This window comes from Pseudomonas sp. 13B_2.1_Bac1 (assembly GCF_025466155.1).
In the GTDB taxonomy this organism is placed as follows: domain Bacteria; phylum Pseudomonadota; class Gammaproteobacteria; order Pseudomonadales; family Pseudomonadaceae; genus Aquipseudomonas; species Aquipseudomonas aylmerensis.
Genome location: NZ_JANLOH010000096.1, coordinates 31,606 through 56,758, shown reverse-complemented (window position 1 = coordinate 56,758; position 25,153 = coordinate 31,606). Strand labels below are relative to the sequence as shown.

16 protein-coding genes are annotated in these 25,153 nt (G+C 59.7%); 7 read left to right on the top strand and 9 right to left on the bottom strand.

All coding sequences use genetic code 11. From position 1 onward, the window contains the following. Positions 1–18: 18 nt before the first annotated feature. Genes NTD80_RS24195 through NTD80_RS24180 form a run of 4 tightly spaced genes read right to left on the bottom strand, consistent with a single transcriptional unit; the run spans position 19 to position 3,904 of the window. Positions 19–792, bottom strand: a complete 774-nt coding sequence (locus NTD80_RS24195; protein WP_065905355.1) for an enoyl-CoA hydratase — start codon at positions 790–792, stop codon at positions 19–21. 11 nt (positions 793–803) lie between these two features. Beyond that, positions 804–1,931 carry an acyl-CoA dehydrogenase gene (locus tag NTD80_RS24190; protein ID WP_065905356.1) on the bottom strand — a complete coding sequence of 376 codons (1,128 nt, stop codon included), beginning with the start codon at positions 1,929–1,931 and terminating at the stop codon, positions 804–806. Between the two features lie 9 nt (positions 1,932–1,940). Then, positions 1,941–3,125, bottom strand: coding sequence for an acetyl-CoA C-acyltransferase (locus NTD80_RS24185; protein ID WP_262135284.1), 1,185 nt, complete (start codon positions 3,123–3,125; stop codon positions 1,941–1,943). A gap of 11 nt (positions 3,126–3,136) precedes the next feature. Then, positions 3,137–3,904: an SDR family NAD(P)-dependent oxidoreductase gene (locus NTD80_RS24180; protein ID WP_120448635.1), complete on the bottom strand. Its 768-nt coding sequence runs from the start codon at positions 3,902–3,904 to the stop codon at positions 3,137–3,139. Positions 3,905–4,127: 223 nt separating this feature from the next. On the opposite strand from NTD80_RS24180, the gene NTD80_RS24175 reads away from it, so the two are divergent. The 5 genes from NTD80_RS24175 (at position 4,128) to NTD80_RS24155 (ending at position 13,955) form a co-directional block, all read left to right on the top strand. Beyond that, positions 4,128–5,021 (top strand): bestrophin family protein, encoded by an 894-nt coding sequence (locus tag NTD80_RS24175; protein WP_065905359.1) that lies wholly within the window; start codon positions 4,128–4,130, stop codon positions 5,019–5,021. 76 nt (positions 5,022–5,097) lie between these two features. Beyond that, on the top strand, positions 5,098–6,156 hold the full coding sequence (locus tag NTD80_RS24170) for a tetratricopeptide repeat protein (RefSeq protein ID WP_262135283.1): 1,059 nt from the start codon (positions 5,098–5,100) through the stop codon (positions 6,154–6,156). Positions 6,157–6,276: 120 nt separating this feature from the next. Beyond that, entirely contained in the window at positions 6,277–7,779 is a 1,503-nt protein-coding gene (locus NTD80_RS24165; RefSeq protein WP_065905363.1) for an ATPase domain-containing protein, read from the top strand. After that, positions 7,776–9,458: an ATP-binding protein gene (locus tag NTD80_RS24160; RefSeq protein ID WP_262135282.1), complete on the top strand. Its 1,683-nt coding sequence runs from the start codon at positions 7,776–7,778 to the stop codon at positions 9,456–9,458. Before NTD80_RS24165 ends, NTD80_RS24160 begins: the two co-directional genes overlap by 4 nt. A gap of 285 nt (positions 9,459–9,743) precedes the next feature. Then, positions 9,744–13,955 carry a YopT-type cysteine protease domain-containing protein gene (locus NTD80_RS24155; protein ID WP_262135281.1) on the top strand — a complete coding sequence of 1,404 codons (4,212 nt, stop codon included), beginning with the start codon at positions 9,744–9,746 and terminating at the stop codon, positions 13,953–13,955. 100 nt (positions 13,956–14,055) lie between these two features. On the opposite strand, the gene NTD80_RS24150 is transcribed toward NTD80_RS24155, so the two are convergent. From NTD80_RS24150 to NTD80_RS24130, 5 genes are all read right to left on the bottom strand, one after another. Beyond that, complete coding sequence (locus NTD80_RS24150; protein WP_065905380.1) at positions 14,056–14,433, bottom strand: response regulator; 378 nt, start codon at positions 14,431–14,433, stop codon at positions 14,056–14,058. Positions 14,434–14,511: 78 nt separating this feature from the next. Then, positions 14,512–15,705, bottom strand: a complete 1,194-nt coding sequence (locus NTD80_RS24145) for a hybrid sensor histidine kinase/response regulator (RefSeq protein ID WP_262135280.1) — start codon at positions 15,703–15,705, stop codon at positions 14,512–14,514. Continuing rightward, complete coding sequence (locus tag NTD80_RS24140) at positions 15,699–16,304, bottom strand: chemotaxis protein CheB (RefSeq protein WP_213553189.1); 606 nt, start codon at positions 16,302–16,304, stop codon at positions 15,699–15,701. Before NTD80_RS24140 ends, NTD80_RS24145 begins: the two co-directional genes overlap by 7 nt. Next, on the bottom strand, positions 16,301–17,131 hold the full coding sequence (locus tag NTD80_RS24135) for a CheR family methyltransferase (RefSeq protein ID WP_371920652.1): 831 nt from the start codon (positions 17,129–17,131) through the stop codon (positions 16,301–16,303). The genes NTD80_RS24140 and NTD80_RS24135 overlap by 4 nt, the downstream gene beginning before the upstream one ends. Continuing rightward, positions 17,132–20,629, bottom strand: coding sequence for a response regulator (locus tag NTD80_RS24130; protein ID WP_262135279.1), 3,498 nt, complete (start codon positions 20,627–20,629; stop codon positions 17,132–17,134). A gap of 282 nt (positions 20,630–20,911) precedes the next feature. Between NTD80_RS24130 and NTD80_RS24125 the strand changes: the two genes are divergently transcribed. After that, positions 20,912–24,448 (top strand): hypothetical protein, encoded by a 3,537-nt coding sequence (locus NTD80_RS24125; RefSeq protein ID WP_262135278.1) that lies wholly within the window; start codon positions 20,912–20,914, stop codon positions 24,446–24,448. Positions 24,449–24,641: 193 nt separating this feature from the next. Next, on the top strand, positions 24,642–25,004 hold the full coding sequence (locus tag NTD80_RS24120; protein ID WP_262135277.1) for a response regulator: 363 nt from the start codon (positions 24,642–24,644) through the stop codon (positions 25,002–25,004). Positions 25,005–25,153: the final 149 nt, after the last annotated feature.

The window sequence follows — 25,153 nt, the reverse complement described above, 5'->3', positions numbered from 1 at the left end:
GGTGTAAGTGATGGGGGCTTACTTGTCCTTGAACGCCGGCGCACGCTTGGCCACGAACGCCGCCATGCCTTCCTTCTGATCCAGGGTCGCGAACGCGGCATGGAACACCCGGCGCTCAAAGCGCACGCCTTCGGACAGGCTCACTTCAAACGCGCGGTTCACGCTTTCCTTGACCATCATGCTGATCGGAACCGATTTTCCGGCGATCAATGTGGCGACCTTCAAGGCCTCTTCCAACAATTCATCCGCTGGCACTATGCGCGCGACAATCCCGCAGCGCTCGGCTTCCACTGCATCGATAAAGCGCCCGGTCAGGCACATTTCCATGGCCTTGGCCTTGCCCACCGCGCGGGTCAGGCGCTGGGTGCCGCCCATGCCCGGCAACACGCCGAGGTTGATTTCCGGCTGGCCGAACTTGGCGCCGTCACCGGCGAGGATGAAGTCGCACATCAACGCCAATTCACAGCCCCCGCCGAGGGCGAAGCCGTTGACCGCGGCAATGATCGGCTTGCGGCGGTTGGCCACGCGGTCGCTGTCGCTGAACAGGTCGTCCAGGTAGATCTGCGGGTAGGTCAGCTCGGCCATTTCCTTAATGTCGGCGCCGGCGGCAAAGGCTTTCTTCGAGCCGGTCAGCACGATGCAGCCGATCTGTGGATCGGCTTCCAGGCCGTCCAGCGCCTGGTTCAGCTCGCTGACCAACTGCGCATTCAAGGCGTTCAGGGCTTGCGGGCGATTGAGGGTAATCAGCCCGACGCGGCCCTGGACTTCGAGCAAAATGGTTTCGTAACTCATGTATCGGCTCCTTAGAGATTGCGTGAGATGACCATGCGTTGAATATCGCTGGTGCCTTCGTAGATCTGGCAGACCCGCACATCGCGGTAGATCCGCTCCAGGGGGAAGTCGCTCAGGTAACCGTAACCGCCCAGGGTTTGCAAGGCGGCCGAACAGACTTTTTCAGCCATTTCCGAGGCGAACAGCTTGGCCATGGACGCTTCCACCAGCGCCGGCTTGCCGCTATCACGCAGTGCCGCCGCGTACTGCACCATCTGCCGGGCGACGGCGATTTGCGTGGCCATGTCGGCCAGGCGAAACGCCACGGCCTGGTGCTCGATGAGTGGCTTGCCGAAGCTTTCGCGTTCTCTGGCATAGTCGCGGGCGGCTTCAAAGGCGGCGCGCGCCATGCCCACCGACTGCGAGGCGATACCCACGCGACCGCCTTCGAGGTTAGCCAGGGCGATTCGATAGCCTTCGCCCTCCGCGCCCAGGCGATTGGCCACCGGCACTTTCACGTCCTCGAACAGGATCTGGCAGGTGTCCGAGGCGTGCTGGCCGAGCTTGTCTTCGACCCGCGCCACACTGTAGCCCGGCGAATCGGTGGGCACGATGAACGCGCTGATGCCGCGCTTGCCGGCGGCCGGGTCGGTCACCGCAAACACAATCACCACCCCGGCATTTTGCCCGGAGGTGATGAACTGCTTGCAGCCATTGAGCACGTAGTGATCACCGTCCAGGCGCGCCCGGGTCTTCAGGCTGCTGGCATCCGAACCGGCCTGGGGCTCGGTCAACGCAAACGCGCCGAGCATGGCGCCACTGGCGAGCGGCTTGAGGAATTGCTCTTTCTGCTGATCGTTGCCGAACGTGAGGATGGGCACGCAGCCTACCGAGTTGTGCACGCTCATGATGGTCGAGCAGGCCCCGTCGCCGGCGGCGATTTCTTCCAGGGCCATGGCGTAGGCCAGGTAGCCGGTGTCGCAGCCGCCCCACTGTTCCGGCACGAGCATGCCGAAAAAGCCCAGTTCGGCCATTTCGCCGATCGCTTCCTTGGGAAAACGGTGCTCGCGGTCCCAGTCGGCTGCGAACGGTTTCAGCCGCTCCTGGGCAAATTGCCGGGCCGCGTCGCTGATCTGCAGTTGTTCGTCATTGGGCAGCATAGGGTTTCCTTAATACAGGCATTCAACGGCCATGGCCGTGGCTTCACCGCCGCCGATACAGATCGCGGCCACGCCACGCTTGAGGCCTTTCTGGCGCAGGGCCGCGAGCAGGGTCACCAGGATTCGCGCGCCGGAGGCACCGATCGGGTGGCCCAGGGCACAGGCGCCGCCGTGAACGTTGACCTTGGCGTGCGGGATTTCCAGCTTGCTCATCGTCACCAGGGTGACCACCGCGAAGGCTTCGTTGATCTCGAACAGGTCAACCTCATCGAGGTTCCAGCCGGTCTTGCTCATCAGCTTGCGGATTGCGCCCACCGGCGCCACCGGAAACAGCCCGGGCTCATCGGCAAAGGCCGCGTGACCATGGATCACCGCCAGCGGCTTGAGCCCGCGCTTGAGCGCCTCGGACTGGCGCATCAGCAACAAGGCCGCCGCACCGTCGGAGATCGAGCTGGAGTTGGCCGCCGTCACGGTACCGCCTTCGCGGAACGCCGGTTTCAGGCTGGCGATCTTGTCCAGCTTGGCCTTGGGCGGCTGTTCGTCATGCTGGACGGTCTTCTGCTCCTTGCCGACCGTGACCTGCACCGGGACGATCTCGGCGGCGAAGCTGCCATGGGTGATCGCTTCTTGCGCACGGGTCAGCGAGGCGATGGCAAAGGCGTCCTGGGCTTCACGGGTAAAGCCGTTGTGCGCGGCGCAGTCTTCGGCAAAGGTGCCCATCAGGCGGCCCTTGTCGTAGGCGTCTTCGAGGCCGTCGAGGAACATATGGTCGAGCACGCGGCCGTGGCCCATGCGGTAGCCGCTGCGGGCGCGGTCGAGCAGATAAGGGGCGTTGGACATGCTTTCCATGCCGCCGGCAATCACCACGTCGACGCTGCCGGCCAGCAGCGAATCATGTGCCAGGATCGCCGCCTCCATGCCCGAACCGCACATCTTGTTGAGGGTGGTGCAGCGCGTCGACTTGTCCAGTCCGGCGCCGAGGGCCGCCTGGCGCGCCGGGGCCTGGCCGAGGCCGGCAGGCAGCACACAGCCGAACAGCACTTCATCGACAGCATCGGTGGCGATACCGGCACGCTCGACCGCGGCACGGATCGCGGCAGAGCCCAGCTGCGGCGCGGTCAGACCCTTGAGGTCGCCCTGGAAGCCGCCCATGGGGGTGCGCACGGCACTGACAATTACGATGGGATCAGTCATGGAAGTTCTCCTTACTTGGCGGCCATGCGCAAGGCGCCGTCGAGACGGATCACCTCACCATTGAGCATGCTGTTTTCGATGATGTGGCGGACCAGGGCCGCGTATTCCGCAGGTTTGCCCAGGCGCGGCGGGAATGGCACGCCTGCGGCCAGCGAGTCGCGCACTTCGGCGGTCATGCCGGCCATCATCGGCGTTTCGAAAATGCCCGGGGCGATGGTCATCACGCGGATACCAAAGCGCGCCAGCTCGCGAGCGGCCGGCAACGTGAGGCTGGCGATCGCGCCTTTGGAGGCGGAATAGGCAGCCTGGCCGATCTGCCCATCAAACGCGGCAACCGAGGCGGTGTTGATGATCACGCCGCGCTCGCCATCGGCATTCGCTTCGGTTTCAGCGATGGCCGCTGCCGCCAGGCGCAGCAGGTTGAAGCTGCCGATCAGGTTGACGTTGATCACCTGGGCAAAGCTGGCCAGCCCGTGGGGGCCGTTCTTGCCGAGGATTTTCTCGCCACGCACCACACCGGCGCAGTTGACCAGCCCATGCAGGCCGCCAAAGGCGGCAACGGTCGCTTGCACGGCGGCTTCGGCCGCCGCTTCCTGGCTGATATCGGCCACGGCGCTGCGTGCGTTCTCGCCCAACTGCTTGGCCTTGGCGGTCACCGCGTCGGCGTTCAAATCCACCAGCATCACCTTGGCACCGGCGGCAATCAGCATTTCTGCGGTGGCCGCGCCCAGGCCTGACGCGCCGCCGCTGACCAGGAAGATCTTGTTTTCAATCTGCATTATTGTTTCCTTGAACCAGAAGGACCGAATCGTGGAAATAGTCGCTCCCGCGCGCTGGCGCAGCAATGGTCAAAGCTTTCAACCTGCTTGACTGGTTTGGCCAGTCATCAATCCTGCTTATCGGCCAGTCAGTCCAAGCGATTGGACGCCTGTCGCGCTTGCTTCTAATCTGAGGGGCTACACCCACCTGAAGCCGCGTCCCCGAAGAAGCCCTGTCCCGTCGATGATTGTGCGTCCCAAACCCAACCTCCTGGGTATCCTGTTCTCCCTCAAAGGCTCGATAGCCAAGCGCATAGCCCTGCGCAGCCTGCTGGTCACGTTGCTGGCCTCGGTGATCGTGCTGGTGGAAACTCTGCACCCGGCGTATTTCTCCAAGGTCAACGCCACGCCTTTCACGCTGCTGGGGCTGTCGCTGTCGATCTTCATGAGCTTTCGCAATAACGCCTGCTATGACCGCTGGTGGGAAGGCCGCAAGCAACTGGGACAGATGATCATCGATGTGCGCTCGCTGATCCGCGAGACCCAGGTGCTCAGTGACCCGGCCGAGCGCGCCGGCCTGCTGCGCGCGCTGGGTGGTTTTGCGCACGGCCTGGTCGCCCGCCTGCGGCATGAAGATGAAGCGCTGGCAATCAAGCCGTGGAGCGACGTCGACACCCGCCACCCCAACCTCCCCGACAAGCTGCTGCAGCAGGTCGGCGCGCGGTTTTCCGTGTTGACCGAACAGGGCGTGCTCAGCGAATGGCGCTACACCCAACTGGAGACCCGGCTGGTCAGCCTCAGCCAGGTGCAGGCCTCGTGCGAGCGGATCAAGGCCACGCCGCTGCCCTTCCCCTACACCTTGCTGCTGCACCGCACCATCTACCTGTTCTGCATTCTGTTGCCGTTCGCCATGGCCGAGCCCCTGGGCTGGCTCACGCCGGTATTCACCGCCATTGTCAGCTACACCTTCTTTGGCCTGGACGAGATCGGCGATGATCTCGAAGACCCTTTCGGCTTCGACGAAAACGACCTGCCCTGCAACGCGATTCTGCGCACCCTGGAGCGCGAGATTCTCGCGGCCCTCGGCGAAACCGACTTGCCGCCGCCGCTCGAGCCGGTGGAATACGTGCTGACCTGATGCGGGTTTGACACCTGCCCTGGTCTGGCCGAAGCTGATGGCTTTGCTCTAGCTGCCCAAGCTTTCGGACGCCTGCATGTCAAAGTCACGCCGTTACTCCATCGTCGGCCTGTGCGCCCTGTTGTTGATTGTACTGATCACCTGGTATTTCTCCCGCGCCACACCGGTGGCCGTGCCACCCGCCATTGCCCATGGTTACGCCAAAGCGCTGAAACAGGCGCATAACGGCGAGCCGGGCGCGGCGCGCGTGCTTTATCAGCAATTGGGCCGGCCGGACCTGTCGCCCGAGCGCCGCGCCGCATTGCATGCCGAACTGCCCAACTACCCCAGCCCCCAGGCCTTGAAGCTGGCGGATAAAGACCTCGCCAGCGACTCGCCGCTGGTACGCGAAGCCGCTATCCATAGCATTGTCGGCCTGGTGCCCACGGGCCAGCGCACGCTGTTGCTCGGCCCTGCCCTGGATGACCCCGAACAAGGCGTGCGCTTTGCCGCCGCCAATGCCTTGCTCGGCCTCTCGCCCGACACCTTGGGCTTGTATTTCGGGCCCTTGCAGCAGGTGCTGGATGAATTCGTGAAGAAGCTCAAGGCCCAGCCGGAAACGGCTGAGGGCTGGATTCAACTGGCGCGCCTGTACATCCACAGCGCCCTGCTGCCCGATGCACAAAATGCGCTGGAACAGGCCATGCGCCTGCAGCCGGACAACTTGCAGGCGGTGGTCGCGCAGATCGAGCTGCTGGACAAGCAAGGCAAGACCGACGAGTCCCGTCAACTGCTCGCGCGGCAACTGGCGGCGCACCCTGAATCGGCTTACCTGCAACATGCGCTGGGCATGTGGCTGCTGCACCACGGCGAGCGCCCCTATGCGCTGCTGGGGCTGTCCAAGGCCGTGGAGCTGGAGCCGGACAATCAGGATTACCGCTACGACCTGGCCACCACCCTGCACGCCCAGCAGGAACAGGAAGCGGCCCAGCGCCAGTTGGAAGAAATCATCCAGCGCCACCCGGCCAATCGCAAGGCGCGGGTGCTGCTCGTCACCTACTGGAAAGAAAGCGGCCAATTGCAGAACGTGCAGGTGCTGCTGGCCCAGCTCGAACAGCAAAACCCCGACGATCCGGCCCTGCAACAGGGTCTGTAGACACCACAGGCCGTATTTTCCTGGAACAGGTTGAACCGCCGCAAAGCGCTACGGTCAAGAGAACATGGCGCGTCCACCAGGGCGCGCATCCTCTACTCGTATGTGACCTGAGGGCACTTCTTGTCTACATCCAAAGCGTTGTTATCCGAAAAAGCAGCCACCGGCATCGAAGGTCTTGATGACATTCTTTCCGGCGGGCTATCGCGCAGCCATCTGTTTCTCCTGGAAGGCGAACCTGGCACCGGTAAAACCACGGTCGCCCTGCACTTTCTGCAGGCCGGCGCGAAAGAAGGTGAGCGAACGCTGTACATCACGCTGTCCGAAACCGAGCGCGAATTGCGCCAAGGCGCCAAGTCCCACGGGTGGGACCTGGACGAGAATATCCATATCTTCGAACTGACCCCGCCGGAGAGCCTGCTGGATGCCGAGCACCAGCAGAGCCTGTTGTACTCCTCCGACCTGGAACTGGGCGAAGCCACCCGGCAGATCTTCGAAGTGGTGGAACGGGTCAAGCCGACCCGCGTGGTGATCGACAGCCTTTCGGAAATCCGCCTGCTCGCACAAAGCTCGCTGCGCTATCGCCGGCAGATCCTGGCGATCAAGCACTACTTCGTGCGCTATGACGCCACCGTACTGCTGCTGGATGACCTGACCACCGAATCCCTCGACAAAACCGTGCACAGCGTGGCGCACGGCGTCATCCGCCTGGAAGAACTGACACCCAATTACGGCGCCGAACGCCGACGCGTGCGCGTGGTGAAGTACCGCGGCCAGAAATACCGTGGCGGCTTTCACGACTTCACCATCATGCAGGATGGCATTCACGTGTTCCCGCGCCTGGTGGCCGCCGAGCATCGCGGTGGCTACGTGCGCCAGACCTTGAGCAGCGGCATCCAAGAACTCGACGCGTTGATGGGCGGCGGCGTGGAGACCGGCTCCAGCAGCCTGATCCTCGGCCCGGCCGGTACCGGCAAATCGCTGATCTCGATGATCTTTGCCGCCTCTGCCGTGGCCCGTGGCGAAAAAGCCGCGCTGTTCATTTTCGATGAAGAACTGGGCCTGCTGTTCGAGCGCATGAAAAACATGGGCATCGACCTCGACGCCCTGCAAGCCACCGGCAACCTGCTGATTGAGCAAGTAGACGCCGCCGAGCTGTCCCCCGGCGAGTTCTCGCACCGGGTACGCCGCTGTGTCGACGAGCGCGGGATCAAGACCGTGGTCATCGACAGCATCAACGGTTACCAGGCGGCCATGCCGGAAGAGAACGCGCTGATCCTGCATATGCACGAGTTGCTGCTGTACCTCAACCGCCGGGGCGCGGCGACGTTCATGACCGTTGCGCAGCACGGGCTGGTCGGCGACATGCAGGCACCGGTCGACATCACTTACCTGGCGGACACCGTGATTCTGCTGCGTTACTTCGAGGCGCTGGGCAAGGTGCGCCGTGCCATCTCGATCATCAAGAAACGCACCGGCTCCCACGAGTCGACCATCCGCGAGTACCGTATCAGCAGCCGTGGCATGACCGTCGGCGAACCGCTGGATAATTTCCAGGGCGTGTTGCGTGGCATTCCAACCTACATGGGCGCGGGCTCGCCTCTGCTCAAGGATGAGGGCGTGTGACGGCTATTTCACCCGTATCCGAGCGCGCCATCGTCCTGGCGCCTATGGGCCGTGACGGTACTTTGGCGCTGATGATGCTCAACGAGGCCGGCTACAGCGGCATCGTTGCCAGCAGCCTGCCGATGCTGTGCGAGGCCCTGGAGCAAGGTGCCGGCCTGCTGATCATTGCGGCCGAAGCGCTGCGGGGCGCGGACCTGGAGCCGTTGCTGGAGCATTTGCATCAGCAGCCAGCCTGGTCGGACCTGCCCATCGTGCTGATGACCCACCACGGCGGCAGCGAACAGAATGGTTCTTCGCACCTGAGTGGCCTGCTCGGCAATGTCACGTTCCTTGAGCGGCCGTTCCACCCCATCACCCTGATCAGCCTGGTGAGCGCGGCCCTGCGCGGTCGCCGCCGGCAATACGACGCGCGTGACCGCTTGATTGACCTCAGCGAGAGCGAACTGCACCTGCAGCGCACCCTGGAAACCCTCGAGCAGCAAGTCGAGGAGCGCACGGCGCAGTTGCGCAGCAACGAAGAAGCGTTGCGCCAATCGCAGAAAATGGAAGCGGTCGGGCAGTTGACGGGCGGTATCGCCCACGACTTCAACAATATGCTCACCGGCATTATCGGCAGCCTGGAGCTGTTGCGGCGGCGTGTGTCGCGCGGCAAGTTGGACGACCTCGACAGCCTGATTGACCTGGGCGTGACCTCGGCCAACCGCGCTGCCGGCCTGACTCACCGCCTGCTGGCATTTTCACGGCGCCAGTCGCTGGATTCCAAGCCGGTGCAGATCAATGAGCTGGTCACTTCGATGGGCGAACTGCTGCAACGCAGCATCAACGAGAGCATTGCCCTGGACATGCGCCTGGAGGACCGGCTGTGGACCGCCGAAGCCGACCCCAATCAGCTGGAAAGCGCCCTGCTCAACCTGGTCTTGAATGCCCGCGACGCCATGCCCGACGGCGGCCGCCTGATCGTCGAAACCAGCAACCGCCACCTCGACAGCGTGTTCACCGCCGCGTATGGCACCTTGAACCCCGGCGACTACGTGGAACTGAGCGTCAGCGACACCGGCTGCGGGATTCCGGAAAGCCTCATGGGGCGGGTATTCGACCCGTTCTTCACGACCAAACCCATCGGCCAGGGCACCGGCCTGGGCTTGTCGATGATCTACGGTTTTGCACGCCAATCTCATGGCCATGTGACCATCCACAGTGAGGTCGGCAAAGGCACCACCGTGAGCCTGTTTCTCCCGCGTTTTGTCGGTGAAGTCACGGCTGATACGCCGTTGGACTCTGCTCTATTGCCGTTCGCGAATGCCGGCGAGTGCGTGCTGATCGTCGAGGACGACCCCGCTGTGCGCGTGCTGGTGAGCCAGGTGCTGAGCGAGTTGGGCTACGCCTTCGTCGAAGCCGGCGATGCCGACAATGCGCTGCCGATCATCGAATCCAGCCAGCGCATCGACCTGATGATCAGCGATGTGGGGCTGCCAGGCATGAATGGCCGCCAGCTGGCCGAAATCGGCCGGCAAATTCGCCCGGAATTGAAGGTTTTGTTTATTACCGGATATGCCGAGCATGCGGCGGTACGGGGAGGCTTCCTGGACCCGGGCATGCAGTTGATCACCAAGCCATTTACCTTTGATTTGTTGACGGCGAAGGTGCGGGAGATGATTCACATAAAGGCCAGTGAATGAGGCGCAGGTCAGGCGAAACGCTGGAGCTCGACCGGGTGCGCCGACAGGCTATTTACGTTGAAGGCGACGAATTTGGCTGATTGACCTGCAATGTCTGAAGTTTTCCTTGTAGTAATAAAGTGCCGTCGGGTGAATCACCTTTGTATCGGCGCCCAGCGCATTTAGAAACTTTCGGCAAAGGGTAGAGTTGGAACGCTAGAGGCTGATGGCAATACCAAGTGTTATACCGCGGGCGCAGTGACGACACCCGGGGTATGTTCATTTGCCTCTCAGAGAATGCCCTCCATGATTTCACCCGATAGCGTTACTCTTCCCCGCCAGCATCTTCAGAACGCCGCGCAAACATCAACGCCCCCCTCGCCCCATGCACCTCTTGCAGAGGCTTCTGCGGAGCGGGACATCGATCCGAAACGTAATCAAAGAGCTATTCGGAGCATCGGGCAAAGATCGCTTCTCGCCCAACAAAGTGTCCAGAATCAGCTGCCACCACCGCCGCCAAAAACGTCGATGACGGCGGCCGATGCCATTGCCCAGCAAGCCCTTATCGAGGGTCTGACTAAAACAGGTGAATTGCAGAAACATCAATACTACGGCACTGAACGGCGGCTTAGATCGCTGCAGATAACCCTGCCACCAGACTCTTATATTGCGCGCAAGAACAACCTTGTCGAAGGGCAAAGCATGAGCGCCGAACGGTACATCCAGGTGCTGGGCCTGCCGTTACCCACCAATTGGCAAGAGACCCTGCGCTTGGCCCATAAAATTGCCATGCCATTGCCCGCTCCGCCTGCCCAGGGTGATTTCGGGGGGCTGCTGGGTCGAGCGGTACCCTTGACTCAACCCCAGCAAGACCGCGTGCGCGCTATCGTCAACGACTCCGCTAATACCCACATTCAGTCCTTGATCACACACGCCGTCGCCAACACGCAAGCCCCTGCAACCCCTCGCAAGGTACTCGAACAGTTGATCGCAAACCCACAGGCGCAGGCACTGGGTCAGAAACTGGAAGCCGAACTGCAGGGCATTTCAACCCCAACCAGTGTCAATGAATGGTTGATGACAGCGGTGGCACTGCAACTGGGCATCACGCCCGAAACACAACGCAACCGTATCGCAGGCTATGACCTGAACCATCCCGACAATTGGGGCAAACCCGCCTCGGCGATCATTGCGGCGGTCAACGACCATCTGGAACGTGAAAACGCCAATGTCCCTGACGTGAGGGGGTATTTGCTGCTCTTGCGGGTCGCGCCGCAGTTTCTGGTCAAACAGTTGCCGGAGAACCTGGTGTACGGTTCCAACGAGTGGGCTGTGTTCAGTGCTGCCGTTTCGCGCATTGAGCAACAGGCGCCCGGTACTGCGGCGACCATGACATTTGACCAGGTGATCGAGTTCGGCAACACCTCTGCGGCCAGCGAGCCCCAAGCGGTGCACGCCGCCCTCGCGCAGCGCAACGCCATGGTTGATTGGGGTATCGTCAATGGTTTTCTAGTCAAGAATGACGATGACATCTACGACCCCGCAGCAATTGAACACACGCAGGGAAAATTCAACCAACAGATAAAGGAACTGAGTACACGCCTCGCGGTGTTCTCCTCACCGCTGCCGACCCGAAAAGCCTTGGCAGAAGTCGAACTCAAAAAAGTACTCGGCGCTGACGTTCCCCTGGAGAAAGAATTCATCAAGCTGGGCCGCCAAAACAGAGGTGGCAAAGCGTATTCGATTATTGATCTGTACATGTCGGGTCGGCTCAAGACCAACACGCTCAGGTCTGATTCGGACAAGGCGCTTCTAAAAAAAATCGAGCCTAAATTCGATGCGCTTCCTGATATCAAGGAAGTATTCAAAGAAACGTTCACCCCTTATTTCGACGGGGTAAAAAATGCCTTTACCTCGCGTATAAAAAGTCAGATTTCCCGACTTCCTCTAGAAGACCGAAAAAACTTTCAATTCGGTGGAATAACGGCTTACTCCGTGCGTCGGCCACTGCATGAGGATAGCGACGATGATATCAGTCAAAAACAATACAAAAATATTGGCCGCGGTGGCCTATTGTTTAAAACGGTGCGTGACGAGAAAGTCACCTACTATGAGTTCTCTGTAAGTGACCAGACTATTCGCAAAAAAACCGACCTGCCTGATGAACTGCCTATCGGTGCACCCAGTATCGCCCGTGGTGTAGATGGGGATAAATATATCGAAGGATTTACACGGCTGCCGTTCGATCTGGATAAATATGGGATCGGGCACGGTGGATTACCACCGTCAAAAGTCCCTGTCATTATTGATCCTGTCAGGATCCAGCTCACGTCAGGTTCCTCCGGTGCCGACGAACCGAACTCGACAACTGCCCCCCTCAAGACATTCTTCACCACTAAGACCGACGTCATCGCCAAGACCGTCAGCGAGCATTTCTTTAGCGACAAGGTCAGTTTCCAGGCGGATGCTTTCGGTGAAACAAATTTTGAGAAGCTATACCGGGAAAACAATCAACTCAACAACAGCATTCTGAATGTCATTATTCCGTTCAAGTCCGCTATCGAAAACGCGATTGAGGGTAAATGGGACGACGCCATCGGCGATGCAATGCTGGATCTGATAGCGCTTTATAATCCTGGCGCCAAAGGCAGCGGCATTGCTAACAGAACCAGTAGAAAAACGGCTATGGGGCTACTGACAGGCGTCAAGAAATTCGGTGGCGCCGTGCTTAAAGACGCCAATCTTTTCGCGGATGTGGCGGACCTGACGCGCTTGTTGACGAAAGGTGCGAAATCCGCAGCATCGTCACTCTCTGACGGTATTCATTCCCTACAGATTTCTGGCCGCGGTTTGCTCACTGCGCCCAACGGCCTGGACAGCGTGTCGATGGGTACCTTCAAGTATCAAGGCGACGTTATGGAGGGTGCGGCAGCGTTCAAAGATAACAAGTGGCACGCACTTGATCCCTTGTCACTAAAACCTTATGGCCCACCGCTGGAGGACTTTTTGCCCTCGCTGCAGGCCCAAACGGCAGAACTCGGGAAATGGGCGACTGCGGACCGCCCCCGAAAGACACTCGATGAGGCCGTTGTCAAAAGCTGGAAAAAGACCGTTAACGACCATCGCACCGGACCGCAAAAAGCTCAGTTTGAAAGCGGATACCAATCAGGCAACCCCCACACTATCAAAGGGTTCTCCAATTCCATGGAGCCCGCAGATATCATCACCTTGGCTGGCAATAAAAACCTTACCGCCAAAGAGGTCGGGATGCTGCTCAAGCGGTTCGACGATCTCTCTTACCAAATGGGTCGAGTTGGCTCAGCGCGTTTTATCGACGCCATAGAACCAGGGCTTGGCAGCGTAATACCCATGCCTCAAGTCATCTACCTTTCCAAGACCGGACAATTGTCCGATGGCCAATGTGCCGCGCTATCACGCGTCATGGCGGACGCCATGGCAGAAGGCAAAGAACAGTTATTGATCAAAAACATGCTCAGTGCAGCGGCCTACCCGGCCGATCCGGCCTCCAGAGAATTTGCTGCCAAACTCAGCAAGATCCAAACCCAAGTCGGCGCACGAAGTGCTTTTCATGCTCAACAGACGGTGCGTCAGGAGACGGTTCAAGGCATCGTGAATGAGCTGGCCGACGCCAGCGTATCCAAGTCAATCATGATCGACTCTCCTGGTCACGCCATGGCGGCTGGCGTCAGGGTTGATGACACCGCAAAGAGCTTCTACTTCTATGACCCTAATCATGGGCTTGCGAAATTTTCCAATGCACAGGACATGGAAAAGGCCCTGGAGAAACTGACTCACGACAAGAAACTGAAGCCAGGCTACGTGACTCATAGCACTGACCCCACGAAGTTGGAGTTCAAGGTCTTCGACCATACTGACGCGTGGCAGCGAATAAACAGTGTGCCGAGTACGGATGTTAAAAAGCTGTATGACGCACCACTCGCCATCCGCCCCGACAGCGAAATAAGTGCTGAAAAGTTCATGGTTCGTTTACTCAATGAACGCCTTGCCACGCCCGGGACCAAGGCGAGTGTCCGAACCCTTGAGGCATTGAAGAAATTTGACTTTGCCGTCCCAACCCAAATATATCGGGGGCATACAGCGACCGGGGATACTCTCGCGACCGGCCTCAGGCGTGCAGCGGGAACGGACTCTTCAGGCGACGACTATCTGGCTGCGATTATCCAACATACGGCGAGAACATCAGGCAGTGGCGGTGAAGTCATGTCATTCAGCGCGAGCAAGGCCAAAGCCAATAGTTTCGCTACTCAATACTCAACACCCACTAAGAAGGTGCCCGTCTTTACGGTCGACACCACCCAAGACCCGGACGCATTCAGGACGGTGGTCGATATCGTTCTTAAAGATGGGGAAAGATTGGTCAGGGATAAAAAAATCACTAAAGCAACCCTTCTGCAAGCCGTTGAAAAATTGAACGGGCAGGAGTTAGAGGTATTTTATGTCAAAGGGGATATACCGCCGGCATTTATGGTGAGCTAAGGCACCTCACATCCAGCGCACGCTCAATGCCAATGTGAAACAACTGATACCTTGAACCTATGAAAAGCAGCGGCGTCGGACGTTCGACGCCGCCCCGCCATCAGGCCAGCAAGCGCTGGATATGCTCCTGCAACGTATCCAGATCGAACGGCTTGGCCAGGATCGGTGCATTGCGCGTGATCGGGCTGTTGCAGTCGAGGATTTCCTGCGGGTAGCCGCTGATAAAGATGACTTTCAATTCTGGGCGCAGCTTGACCGCTGGTTCAGCGATCTGCACGCCGGAAATCCCGCCCGGCAGGCGGTAGTCGGTGACCATCAGGTCCAGGTGCGGCTTGGTCGCCAGGATCTGGAACGCCTGCTCCCCATCAATTGCCTTCAACACCCGATAGCCCAGGCCTGCCAGGTACTCACCCAGCACAAACATAATGGATTCGTCGTCCTCGACGATCAGTACGACATCTTGTGCATCTTCACTCATGGGAAGCCTTTGTCCGGTCAATTGCTGCAATTACGACCATGGGGTCACGCAGAGGTTGCGTCGGGGTGACGATTGATTTCATACCGACGTTTCAAGGGGCAGGCACACCCGAAACAAGGCGCCCTCGCCTATCTGGCTCTCGACCTCGATGGTGCCACCATGGGCTGCAACGATCTGCTCTGAAATAAACAACCCGAGGCCCAGGCCCGCCGCCACCTGGCTGGCAGAAACCCGCTCGAACTGCTGGAAAATGCGCTTCTGGTTCTCTTGGCTGATACCGATGCCACGGTCGCGCACCTCTACCCGCGCTTCGCCGTGCTCGCGGTATACGCGCACATCCACCGGGCTCTTGGCCCCGTAGCGCAAGGCGTTGGTCAGCAGGTTGGTGACCACCTGCTCGATCCGGAACTCGTCCCAGTTGCCTTCCACCGGTTCTTCTGCCACCAGGTGCATGGACGAATCCGCTGCCGCCACTTGCGGCGCGAAGTTCTCGACCAGGTTGCGCACCAGTTGCGCGAGGTCAAAACGCCCCGGGCGAATCGACAATTTACCGGTGCGGATGCGCGACACGTCGAGCATGTCTTCAATCAGGCGGATCAGGCTCTGGATCTGCCGTTCGTCGCGGTCAACCATGGCGTGCATCTTGTCCAGGGTAAACGCGGCCGCATTGTCCCGCGCCAGGTGCATCTTGCGCAGTTGGGTTTCAAGGATCAGGCCGTTGAGCGGCGTACGCACTTCATGGGCGACGATCGACATGAAGTCATCGCGCATGCGCACCGCCTGCTCCAGTTCGGCCTGGGTGGCCTGCAGGCGCGTGAGCAACAGTTCCTGCTCACGACGGGCGCGCTCCAGGGCTTCGAGTTGCTGCTTGACTGCCTTGGTCTGGCGATACAGGTCGACGAACACATTGACCTTGCTCTTCACCGCATGGATATCCAGCGGCTTGTGCAGGAAGTCCACGGCGCCGCTTTCGTAGCCTTTGAAGGCGTAATTGAGTTCGCGGCCGGCGGCACTGACGAACACAATCGGGATGTTCTTGGTTTTTTCGGTACCGCGCATCAGCTCGGCCAGCTCGAAACCATTCATGCCGGGCATCTGCACGTCGAGAATCGCCATGGCGAATTCGTGCTCCAGCAACAGGGACAAGGCTTCATCGGCGCTCAATGCCTTGAAGACCTGGCGATCCTCGCGCTTGATCAGCGCTTCGAGGGCCAGCAGGTTCTCCGGCAGATCGTCAACGATCAGCAGTTTGGCCTGGACAGTACTTAACATGGGGAATATTCCAGGGAAGCCAACAGTGAGCCAATGTGGCTCAACGTAAGAATGTGGTCAGGTGTATGCAGCGCCAGGGCTGCACGGGGCATGATGGCAACACGTGCCTCAGTGGGTTCTTGCACCACGGTAGTTCCACGCTGTTGCTTGACGTGGGCCAGGCCACGGGCGCCGTCCTGGTTGGCGCCGGTCAACAGAATGGCGAGCAGGCCCGGGCCGTAGGTATCGGCGGCGGACTCGAACAGGAAATCGATCGCGGGCCGCGAATGGTGTACGCGCTCTTCCTGGCTCAACGACAGGCTGCGATCGTGCTCCACCGACAGGTGATAACCAGGGCCGGCAAAATACAGGGTGCCAGGCTGAATCACTTCCTTGTCGCGCGCTTCCACCACCGGCATGGCCAGGCGGCGGGCAAACACTTCGGCCAGCTGGCTGCGGCGCTCATCGGGCAGGTGCAACACCGTGATGATCGGCAACCCGAACCCTCTGGGCAGTTCGGCAAAAACCTTCAGCAACGCCTCGACACCACCGGCGGATGCACCGATGACGATAGCCTCTATACCCGCGACCAATGGCGGGTTGGCAGTCGCTTGAGTCATAGTTTTCGGTAGATCCGTTCCTGTTTGACCAAGGGTTCGAATTGTTTGCCGAAGGCGGAGAAATCCAGGGTCTCCTTGCTGCCCAGCACCAGGAAGCCGCGATGGCACAGCGACTCATGAAACAATCCGAATGCTCGATCCTGCAATTTTTTATTGAAGTAAATCAATACGTTACGACATGAAATTAATTGTGTTTCTGAAAACACGCTGTCGGTCGCCAGGCTGTGATCGGCGAATGTCACGTTCTCACGCAGCGACTTGTCGAAGATCGCGTAATCGTAAGCCGCGGTGTAGTAGTCGGCAAATGAACGTTGCCCACCAGCCTGCTGATAGTTGGCGGTGTAGGCCCGCACATTCTCCAGGGAAAAGATGCCCTGCTTGGCCTTGTCCAGGGACGCCGGGTTGATGTCCGTCGCGTAGATGATCGTGCGTTCCAGCAAGCCCTCCTCGCGCAACAGGATGGCCATGGAGTACACCTCCTCTCCCGTGCTGCAGCCGGCGATCCAGATCTTGATCGACGGGTAGGTCTTGAGCAGCGGCACCACTTCCTGGCGGATTGCCAGGAAGTGCGAGGGATCGCGAAACATCTCGCTCACCGGAATCGTCAGGAACTGCAGCAGTTGCATGAACGCCGCCGGGTCGTGCAGCACCCGCTCCTGCAGCGCCGAAATCGTCGCACAATCAAACTGGCGCAAGGCGTGCGCCACGCGGCGTTTGACTGACGCACCGGAGTAGTCGCGAAAGTCGTAGCTGTACTTGAGGTAGATCGCCTCGATCAACAGGCGCAGCTCAATATCGCTGCTCTTCTCCAAAAAACTTCGCTCCACTTAAATGCGTTCCATCTTCGGTAGCCATACGCGAATCAGCGAGAACAGGCGGTCCAGATCAATCGGCTTGGCCAGGTAATCGTTGGAACCCGCCGCCAGGCAGCGTTCCTGATCGTCCTTCATGGCCTTGGCCGTCACGGCAATGATCGGCAGCTTCTTCCAGCGCGGGTCCTGGCGGATCAGGGCAGTGGCCTCGTAACCGTCCATTTCCGGCATCATCACGTCCATCAGCACCAGGTCGATGTCCTCGACTTCGTTGAGTTTGTCGATGGCCTCACGGCCGTTACGCCCGATCACCACCACGGCGCCTTTGTGCTCCAGGGCGCTGGTCAGGGCGAAGATGTTGCGCACATCGTCGTCCACCAGCAGGATCTTGCGCCCCTCGAAGACCTTGTCGCGGCTGCGGGCGGTCTTGAGCATCTTCTGGCGATCATGGGACAGCTGGGATTCGACTTTGTGCAGAAAGAGTGTGACTTCATCCAGCAGGCGCTCTGGCGAGCGCGCGCCTTTGATGATGATCGAGCGCGAATACTTGCGCAGTTCGGCTTCTTCATCGCGGGTCAGGTTGCGCCCGGTGTAGACAATCACCGGCGGGAACGAGCAGATATCCTCGGTGGCCATGCGCTTGAGCAATTCGTTGCCGAGCATGTCCGGCAGCTTCAGGTCGATGATCATGCAGTCATAGATATTGGTGCGCAGCAGGTCGAGGGCGGCCTGGGCATAGCCAACATCGGTGATTTCGATGTCATCGTCGCCGATCAGGCGGGCAATGCTGTCGCGTTGCAGGTCATCATCTTCCACCAGCAGCACGCGCTTGACCTTCTGGGTCAGCTTGGCTTCCAGGCGCGCGAACACGTCCTTGAGCTCCTCGCGGGTGGTGGGCTTCACCGCATAACCGATTGCGCCCATGTGCATGGCGGCTTCGACGCGGTCTTCCACGGAAATCACATGCACCGGGATGTGGCGGGTACTGGCGTGCTCCTTGAGGCGTTGCAACACGGTCAGCCCGGAGTGATCCGGCAGGCGCATGTCCAACAGGATCGCGTCCGGAGTGTATTCCTCGGCCAGGCTGTAGCCCTCGTCCGCGCCGTGGGCCACCAGACAGTGGTAACCCAGTTCATGGGCCAGGTCGAAGAGAATACGGGCGAAATTCGGCTCGTCCTCCACCACCAGGATGCAGCGCGTGGTGAACGGTGCCTTGTCGCGGTCATCGGCAAACCGCGGGATCAGGTGCGCATCGGCCACCGGCAGCGGCGACACCGCGATGGGCTTGGGCGCAGGGGCGGCCACCACCTGGCGCGGCTGCTCGATAGGCGGGGTGTCTTCCTGGCGTTCGACGTACTGCTCAGGCAAGACCAGGGTAAACACGCTGCCTTTGCCAGGCTCGCTGGTCACGCTGATGTAGCCGCCGAGCAAGCTGGCCAGGTCGCGCGAGATCGACAGGCCCAGGCCGGTGCCGCCATAACGGCGGTTGGTGGTGCCGTCGGCCTGGCGGAAGGCCTCGAAGATGCTTTCCTGCTGGTCCGGGGCAATGCCGATGCCGGAGTCGCGCACGCTGAACGCAATGCCTTCGTCCGCCGCACGGTACACCGACAGGCTCACTTGGCCCTGCTCGGTAAACTTGACCGCGTTGGACAGCAGGTTCTTGAGGATCTGCTCCAGACGCTGGCGGTCGGTGAACAGCATCGCCGGTGTGCCTTCCTGGACCTCCACCTGGAAACCCAGCTTGCGGTCGGCAGCCAGCGGTTCGAACATGCCGCGCAGGCCGTCGACCAGGCGCGCCACGCTGGAGTTTTCCGGGCGCATTTCGAGCTTGCCGGCTTCGACCTTGGAAATATCGAGGATGTCGTTGATCAGGTTGAGCAGGTCATTGCCGGCCGAATAGATCGACTCGGCGAACTTGACCTGTTCGGCGCTGAGGTTTTCCTGCGGGTTCTCCGCCAGCAACTTGGCCAGGATCAGCGAGCTGTTCAGCGGCGTGCGCAGCTCGTGGGACATATTGGCGAGGAATTCGGACTTGTACTTGCTCGAGCGCTGCAGTTCTTCGGCGCGGTCTTCCAGCTCGAGCTGGGCCTGGTTGAGCTCGACGTTCTTGCGGTCCATGGCGTCGCGCTGCTCGGCCAGGGTCTGGGTTTGTTCGGCCAACTGCTCGTTGGTCTGCTCCAGCTCCGCCTGCTGGGTTTCAAGGTGGGCCTGGGACTCCTTGAGGATGCGCGACTGTTCTTCCAGTTCCTCGTTGGCGGTCTTGAGCTCTTCCTGCTGCACTTGCAGTTCTTCGTTGAGCTGCTGGGTTTCGGCGAGGACTTCCTGCAGACGCTGGCGATAACGCGCGGCTTCGATGGATGTGCCGATGTTCCCGGCTATCAGCTCCAGCAGCTCTACATCACGCTCTTCCAGCGGGCGCAGGAACCCCAGCTCGATCACCCCATTGACGCGGTCGTCGTCGCTGGTCGGCACCACCAGCACACTGCGGGTCGGGCCATCGCCGAGGCCGGAGCTGACCTTGAAGTAATCCACTGGTACGTCGTCGAGGCGAATCAGGCGGTCCAGCTGGGCAGCCTGGCCGACGATGCCCTCGTCGCTGTAGATCGACTGTTCCAACTGTTCCTGCTCGCGGGAGAAGCCATAAGTGGCCACGCGCTTGAGGCCGCCGTGCTCCTCACGCACATACAGCGCGGCAACGGCCGAGCCCATGTACTGGGCGAAGAATTGCAGGATGTTGCGCCCGAGCATGTTCAGGGTCAGTTGGCCCAGCACCTGCTCGGCCAGTTCGGTCTGGCCGTTACGCAGCCAGGCCTGTTGCTCGAGGCGCCGAGCGATCTTCTGTTGCGACGCGAGGTTTGCGCTGTAACTATCTGAAAGTGCTAGTAAATTCTTACGACCGATATAAGCAAGAAAACCACTCAGGCCCAGCACGAAGGCCAGGTATGCGGTCACGCTGATCACGGTGGTGCGGGTGACATCTTGATTGCGCGTGACACGGAACTGCTGCTCCATCTCCACGGCGTCTGCATATTCCTGGCGAATCGCGTCGGTCAGGCTCTTGCCGCGACCGGACTTCACCGCTCCGCGGTAATCGCCGCTCTGGCGCTGCAGGTCAATCATCGATTGGGCGTACTTGTTCCACTCGGCCTGCATCGCCTCCAGGCGCTTGAGCCGATCCACTTGCTGAGGGTTATCCGCCACCAGCTCCTGCAAATTATGCAAATCACCAATGATGCGCGGCTTGGCCACTTCGTACGGGTCGAGGAAATGCTCGTCACCGGTGATCAGGAAGCCGCGCAAGCCGGTTTCCAGGTCCACCGTCAGCTTGGACGACTCGTTGAGGTTGTTGATGACCCGGTCGGTGTGCTCCACCCACTGGATAACCGAGAGCAAATAGGTGATCAGACAGACGAAAAACACCGCACTGAGCACGCCCACACCCAGGGGCAACGCTACGTTTCGGCTGAGCAGTGTACGAAAGCTCTTTTCATCGACGGACGACGCAGGAGTCATGGGCATGCCTTGGCCAAGTATGGAAAAACCGGGAGTTTGCCCCAAAGTGGCGGTACAGGGCTACGTTTCTAATGTGTATTGAGGATTAAGCGTACAGATTCCTCTGCCACAACCGTGCCGCCCTCCACGTCCGTTACACCCGCCTATGCATAACATTTATGACATTTGTGCAGGCGGTCCCACTGGAACTGCTCGGTTCGACTTGTCACTCATTTGCAGTAGGCCTCACGCGCAAGGAGGCTTTTTCGTAGGCGACCATCCTATTCTGCCAAGGTGATAACGATGATTTCTTCGTCCGTTCCGCAACTACAGCCCAGGTTCACAGGCCACACCCACCCAGTAACGTCAGCTCAATCCACCCGCGCTGCTGCCGACGTGACTGAAAGCCCCCCGGCCAGCACGCCGGATGCACCCCAAACGGATGTCTCCCAGGCCCATGCGCAGGCAAACGCGCAAAACTGGAAGAACCTGGCACAACAGTTGACCCGTGCAGCGAAAACCCTCGCCGAGGATGCCGCGCCTTCTGCCGTGCTGGCCCATTTGAAAAACACTCAAGTCGCCATTGATTCGCGCTCTGACGATCACCGTTTCAACGCCTTGGGCGGCACGCCCTCTGTCAGCCTCGAAACGTTTATCAACCATCATGATTTGCCCGTCCCTCAAACCCGATCCGACCTGGCTCACCTGGCCGAGGCTGCTCACGCTCACGCGCTGCAACAGCCGCAGGGCAACCTCGGCGGGGCACTTTCCTGGCCTTATCCCCTGACGCAAGAGGAGCAGCGCAAGGTCCGGGTCATTGTCGACGCCAGCATCCTGCGCAGTCAAAACCAGGCCCCCTCCTCCGACGCCCAGGCGGAGTTGGCCAAAGGCGCATTAGGTGCGCTGATAAAAGCCAGTGCGTTGTCGGATGCCCAATTGCAGGAACCGGCCCAGGCCCTGCAAACCCTGCTCAAGTCACCCAAGGCTCAGGCCATGGGCCAAGCCTTGCAGGACGGTTTGAATGGCATTGCCACGCCCACCAGCCCCGGCGATTACGTGATGGCCGCCATCAACATTGGCCTGGATCGCGAGTCCGTCGAACAACCCCGCCGGCAGTCAGTCGCCGGCTTTGATCTGGGCCAGGAAGCGTATTGGGGCATGCCCGCGTCCGCGCTCGTCGAGGGGCTGAGTCGCCATCTGGTGACTGCCGGCCGGGTCACGTCAGCTGCAGCCAAACTCGCCACCCACGTGTTGCTCGCACGCGTGGCGCCGCAACTGCTGGTCAAGGATATTCCCGGCAGCGTGGTCAACGGCAGCCAGGCCTGGGTCAATTTCTGTCGGGCAGTGGCCAAGATCGAGGCGATTGCGCCGGGAACGGCGTCACAGATGAGCTACGGCCATGTGATGAGCGCGGCCCAAGCGCTGAATGATCCCCCGGACTCCACCACCCAGGCCTTGCTGCTGGATTGGGGCGTGATCAATGGCCTTGTCGCCAAAAAAGCGGACGCGCTCTACACCCCGCAGGAAGTGGAAACCGTCAGGACGGCGTTCAATCAGCAAATCAACGAAAGAATTACGGCCTCTGAATTACTCGGGGCCAGCATTCCAAGTCGCAAAGCGATTGCCCTGGAAAAGCTCAAGCAACAGTTTGGCGAAGGCCTACCGTTCGAGGAGAAATGCCTCTCGACCGTTTCGGATGACAAATCCAGGCAGTTGGATGGCAAGCATTCGATGCTCGACATGGCGATGATGGGGATCAATGTCCGCTGGAAAACCGACGATAGTCGAATCCCCATCGATGCGATCAACCAGCAGCCCAGGCTGAATGTCAACGGCGAGTTTCTCGGCCAGTACGAAACGGCTGTCGATTCCCTGGAAAAAGGCGTCAACACCCAGATAAGGCACTTGATTTCTGAACTGCCCCTGGAGGATCGAAAAAACCTCGAGTTCGGTAAAATTGACCTTTACCAAAAAAACCAATACGTGATTGATAAAGGCTTTATAAACCCGCCCGTCTTCAGCTCCAGGCGCAATGAATTGCTGATAAGAACACAGCGCCTGGTGGAAGGAAAACCGCAGGTGTGCGTGTATGAAGTGGACCTCTTGAACAGCCGTATCGTCAAACGCTCGGAGGTGGCCATTACCCAAGGCGATCATCGCAACAGCAATATCCAGACCAGAATAGAAAAATTCAGCCCGGATGACCCTGACCGCCAAGGGCTTGAAAAAACACCGGTCGATTCGGCAACAGCCCCGTCGAGCTTTACATCGGCACGCACCAACTATCTCGCCGACGCCTTTCTTAAATACCTGGATATCGGTGGCCAGGACCAATGGCAGCACGCCGCTGGAACCACGACGCTGGATCAGCAAAAGGCAGGTGACGAGCGCGTCAGGGAGTTTTTTCTCAACTTGATTCCCTTGAGGTCGGCCATTGTCAATTTCCGCCAGGGTGACTATGAGTCAGGCATTATCGACCTTGGCCTGGATGCGCTGGGGCTTTTGAGCGCGGGCTATGGAGCCGGCGCAAAGGTTGCCAGGGTGGCCTCGACTACGACCTCAACTGCGGTCAAGGCGGCGCAGACCGGACGTATCATCGGCAGCGCCCTGATCGGCGCGCTCAACCCTCTGAGCGGCGCCAGGGGCTTGGCCACCGGCACGGCCTCGTTGGCGACTCACGGTGCGCGAATGCTCGGCCACTCGGGTCAAAGACTGATCAACAAGGTCCGGGGCGCATCGGGAAGCTATGACCTGTTGAAAGCAGCCAACAAGGAATACGGGGCGGCAGCCCTGGGGTCGTTTAAAGTCGCCGACCGTTCTGTCGACGGGGTCGCTGTCCATCGCAATGGCAACTGGTACGCCTATAACCCGCTCAAGCAGGAGGCATTTGGCGCGCCCCTGCAGAATTTCACGCCTCTGAACAGCAGTTTGAACCGTATCGGCGATGCTGAAACGGCGCTCGGGCCTCATCACGAAGGGTTCAAGGCCAACCTTGAACGTGCGCAATGGCCGCATAATCGCGCTGATTTCAATCGCGGCTTTGAAAGTGGCGATGTGACCCGTCTGCGCGACTATTATCCAGGGATCAGCAATGAAGGGCTGATTGAACTGATTTCCAGGCCCGGTCGGACAGCAGAAGAAATTGGCGTGCTTGCCCGGGAAATCAAGTTGAAGTCGATAGAGAGTGCCCAACAGGCATCGCACCTGCTCAATTGTGACGTCAAGGCCCCCGGCGTTCAGTTAATCCCTGCTTCGCAGGTCCACTACCTTGCACATGTCGATCCCGCCTCACGCGGAGAGTGTGCGGCGATGGCAAATACAATGGCGCTGGCGGTCGAGCACGGCAAGGAAGACGTGTTCCTGACCAACCTCTACCGTGCCGCCGGTGCGCCCCTGACGCCAGAATCGCAACGCTTCATCCAGACCTTGAGAACCCTTCAAGACGTCGTTGGCAACAAGCGAAGCTATCACCTGGAACAAACCATCACAAAATGTACGGTCGCACAAATCATCGAAGACCTGACCAACTCCCCCACGTCGAAGACCCTGAGGATTGGCGAAAAAGACCATGCCTTGTTAGCCGGGATAACGGTCAAGGATGGAATCACGCAATGGTTTTTTTATGACCCGAACGCGGGGCTGGTGAAATTTAGGACACTGCAGTCAATGCAGGAAGGCCTGGACAACGCTTTAAGCAGCGGGCTGACCGCAGCTACACGCAAGCCTTATGGAAAAAAACACGGCACGCTGACCTACAACGTCAGCGAATTCCAAGCACGCGATTTGTCTGCCGACAAGGTTGACGGTGCGGCCGTAGCGCAGTTGATGACGCCGTTATAATGCCTGGCACGTGAATGCCCCTCGCCTCACTCGACCACGTGAGGCGCAGGTGCGTCTCCCGAGCGGGACATTCTTGTCCATTGCCTTCACAATGAAGACCTGCTGCGGGAACTTGCCAGGATCGAAGCCACTCATTAGAAGATGGTCTTTGCACTGAGCACGACCTGCACCTCACTTTTCGGGAACCCTCATTATGTCCGCCACCGCCCCCACCATCCTTGTCGTCGAAGACGATGCCATCGTGCGCATGTTGATCGTCGATGTGCTTGAAGAGTTGGAGTTCCAGGTGCTTGAGGCTGCCGACGCCGAAGAGGCCCTGAAAGTGGTGGAAGACTCCAGCAAGGTCATCGACCTGATGATGACCGATGTCGGCCTGCCGGACATGGATGGCAAGCAACTGGCGACCAAAGTGCGCGAACTGCGTCCTGACCTGCCTATCCTGTTTGCCAGCGGCTATGCCGAAAGCATCGATGTGCCCGAGGGCATGCAAGTGATTGGCAAGCCGTTTTCCATCGATCAACTGCGCGACAAAGTCAAAACCATACTGGCAGTCTGACACTTCCCCGTTGTTGCCTATCGCTCTTTGGAGCGGTAGGCCCACTGTTCTTCCCCTTCCTAAACAACTAATTCATTCGGGTTGCTAGCGCGTCTGGATATAGCTGCTAATTTCAATCGACAGGTCCTACAGCGTTTATGACGCGGGGC

Bases quoted from the DNA above. Each gene is read 5' to 3' on its own strand.
- NTD80_RS24195 (WP_065905355.1), bottom strand. From the start codon at position 792: ATGAGTTACGAAACCATTTTGCTCGAAGTCCAGGGCCGCGTCGGGCTG.
- NTD80_RS24190 (WP_065905356.1), bottom strand. From the start codon at position 1,931: ATGCTGCCCAATGACGAACAACTGCAGATCAGCGACGCGGCCCGGCAA.
- NTD80_RS24185 (WP_262135284.1), bottom strand. From the start codon at position 3,125: ATGACTGATCCCATCGTAATTGTCAGTGCCGTGCGCACCCCCATGGGC.
- NTD80_RS24180 (WP_120448635.1), bottom strand. From the start codon at position 3,904: ATGCAGATTGAAAACAAGATCTTCCTGGTCAGCGGCGGCGCGTCAGGC.
- NTD80_RS24175 (WP_065905359.1), top strand. From the start codon at position 4,128: ATGATTGTGCGTCCCAAACCCAACCTCCTGGGTATCCTGTTCTCCCTC.
- NTD80_RS24170 (WP_262135283.1), top strand. From the start codon at position 5,098: ATGTCAAAGTCACGCCGTTACTCCATCGTCGGCCTGTGCGCCCTGTTG.
- NTD80_RS24155 (WP_262135281.1), top strand. From the start codon at position 9,744: ATGATTTCACCCGATAGCGTTACTCTTCCCCGCCAGCATCTTCAGAAC.
- NTD80_RS24150 (WP_065905380.1), bottom strand. From the start codon at position 14,433: ATGAGTGAAGATGCACAAGATGTCGTACTGATCGTCGAGGACGACGAA.
- NTD80_RS24145 (WP_262135280.1), bottom strand. From the start codon at position 15,705: ATGTTAAGTACTGTCCAGGCCAAACTGCTGATCGTTGACGATCTGCCG.
- NTD80_RS24140 (WP_213553189.1), bottom strand. From the start codon at position 16,304: ATGACTCAAGCGACTGCCAACCCGCCATTGGTCGCGGGTATAGAGGCT.
- NTD80_RS24130 (WP_262135279.1), bottom strand. From the start codon at position 20,629: ATGACTCCTGCGTCGTCCGTCGATGAAAAGAGCTTTCGTACACTGCTC.
- NTD80_RS24125 (WP_262135278.1), top strand. From the start codon at position 20,912: ATGATTTCTTCGTCCGTTCCGCAACTACAGCCCAGGTTCACAGGCCAC.
- NTD80_RS24120 (WP_262135277.1), top strand. From the start codon at position 24,642: ATGTCCGCCACCGCCCCCACCATCCTTGTCGTCGAAGACGATGCCATC.